This window comes from Stenotrophomonas sp. TWI602, assembly GCF_039674045.1.
In the GTDB taxonomy this organism is placed as follows: domain Bacteria; phylum Pseudomonadota; class Gammaproteobacteria; order Xanthomonadales; family Xanthomonadaceae; genus Stenotrophomonas.
In genome coordinates this window covers 2,501-5,000 of record NZ_JBDJMT010000007.1, presented here as the reverse complement: position 1 = coordinate 5,000, position 2,500 = coordinate 2,501, and the positions used below count along the sequence as shown (strand labels likewise).

At 53.5% G+C, this 2,500-nt stretch carries 1 rRNA gene (only partly in view); it reads right to left on the bottom strand.

The annotated features are described in order from the left end of the window. Nucleotides 1–2,500: ribosomal RNA gene (locus ABE483_RS09210) — 23S ribosomal RNA — on the bottom strand (it extends past both window edges: 352 nt to the left, 27 nt to the right).

Sequence of the window (2,500 nt, the reverse complement as noted above, 5' to 3'; positions counted from 1 at the left end):
CCATACCCTTGGGACCGACTACAGCCCCAGGATGTGATGAGCCGACATCGAGGTGCCAAACACCGCCGTCGATATGAACTCTTGGGCGGTATCAGCCTGTTATCCCCGGAGTACCTTTTATCCGTTGAGCGATGGCCCTTCCATACAGAACCACCGGATCACTAAGTCCTAGTTTCCTACCTGCTTGATCCGTCGATCTTGCAGTCAAGCACGCTTATGCCTTTGCACACAGTGCGCGATGTCCGACCGCGCTGAGCGTACCTTCGAGCTCCTCCGTTACTCTTTAGGAGGAGACCGCCCCAGTCAAACTACCCACCATACACGGTCCCCGATCCAGATTATGGACCTAGGTTAGAACGTCAAGCACGACAGGGTGGTATTTCAAGGATGGCTCCACTGCAGCTAGCGCCACAGTTTCATAGCCTCCCACCTATCCTACACAGACGAACTCAACGTTCAGTGTAAAGCTATAGTAAAGGTTCACGGGGTCTTTCCGTCTTGCCACGGGAACGCTGCATCTTCACAGCGATTTCAATTTCACTGAGTCTCGGGTGGAGACAGCGCCGCTGTCGTTACGCCATTCGTGCAGGTCGGAACTTACCCGACAAGGAATTTCGCTACCTTAGGACCGTTATAGTTACGGCCGCCGTTTACTGGGGCTTCGATCAAGAGCTTCGCCTTGCGGCTGACCCCATCAATTAACCTTCCAGCACCGGGCAGGCGTCACACCCTATACGTCCACTTTCGTGTTTGCAGAGTGCTGTGTTTTTGATAAACAGTCGCAGCGGCCTGGTTACTGCGGCCCTCTTCAGCTATAGCTCGCATGAGCCACCAAAAAGGGCGCACCTTCTCCCGAAGTTACGGTGCCATGTTGCCTAGTTCCTTCACCCGAGTTCTCTCAAGCGCCTGAGAATTCTCATCCTACCCACCTGTGTCGGTTTACGGTACGGTCTGCGTAAGCTGAAGCTTAGGAGCTTTTCCTGGAAGCGTGGTATCAGTGACTTCGCCTTAAAGGCTCGTCTCGGTGCTCGGTCTTAAAGGATCCCGGATTTGCCAAAGATCCAAACCTACCGCCTTTCCCCCGGACAACCAACGCCGGGTACACCTAACCTTCTCCGTCCCTCCATCGCACTTACGCGAGGTGCAGGAATATTAACCTGCTTCCCATCGACTACGACTTTCGTCCTCGCCTTAGGGGCCGACTCACCCTGCGCCGATTAACGTTGCGCAAGGAAACCTTGGGCTTTCGGCGTGCGGGTTTTTCACCCGCATTATCGTTACTCATGTCAGCATTCGCACTTCCGATACCTCCAGCAGACTTCTCAATCCACCTTCAACGGCTTACGGAACGCTCCTCTACCGCGTACATATAAATATGCACACCCCAAGCTTCGGTTCACTGCTTAGCCCCGTTAAATCTTCCCCGCAGACCGACTCGACCAGTGAGCTATTACGCTTTCTTTAAAGGGTGGCTGCTTCTAAGCCAACCTCCTGGCTGTCTGTGCCTTTCCACATGGTTTTCCACTTAGCAGTGAATTTGGGACCTTAGCTGTGGGTCTGGGTTGTTTCCCTTTTCACGACGGACGTTAGCACCCGCCGTGTGTCTCCCATACAGTCCGTCTCGGTATTCGGAGTTTGCAATGGTTTGGTAAGTCGCGATGACCCCCTAGCCATAACAGTGCTCTACCCCCGAGAGGATACATATGAGGCGCTACCTAAATAGCTTTCGAGGAGAACCAGCTATCTCCGGGTTCGATTAGCTTTTCACTCCTAATCACAGCTCATCCCCGTCTTTTGCAACAGACGTGGGTTCGGGCCTCCAGTACCTGTTACGGCACCTTCACCCTGGCCATGACTAGATCACCCGGTTTCGGGTCTACTGCCCGCGACTATGCGCCCTTATCAGACTCGGTTTCCCTTCGCCTCCCCTATACGGTTAAGCTTGCCACGAACAGTAAGTCGCTGACCCATTATACAAAAGGTACGCAGTCACTCTTTCGAGCTCCTACTGCTTGTACGCACACGGTTTCAGGATCTATTTCACTCCCCTCTCCGGGGTTCTTTTCGCCTTTCCCTCACGGTACTGGTTCACTATCGGTCGGTCAGTAGTATTTAGCCTTGGAGGATGGTCCCCCCATGTTCAGACAGGGTTTCACGTGCCCCGCCCTACTCGTCTTCACTGGAGTGGCCCTTTTAAATACAGGGCTATCACCTTCTATGGCCAGCCGTTCCAGGCTGTTTTTCTAGAACCATTCCAGCTTAAGGGCTAGTCCCCGTTCGCTCGTCGCTACTCAGGGAATCTCGGTTGATTTCTTTTCCTCTGGTTACTTAGATATTTCAGTTCACCAGGTTCGCTTCCAGCAGCTATGTATTCACTGCAGGATACCCGCAAGCGGGTGGGTTTCCCCATTCGGACATTACCGGATCAAAGCTTGTTGCCAGCTCCCCGATACTTTTCGCAGGCTGCCACGTCCTTCATCGCCTCTGACCGCCAAGGCAT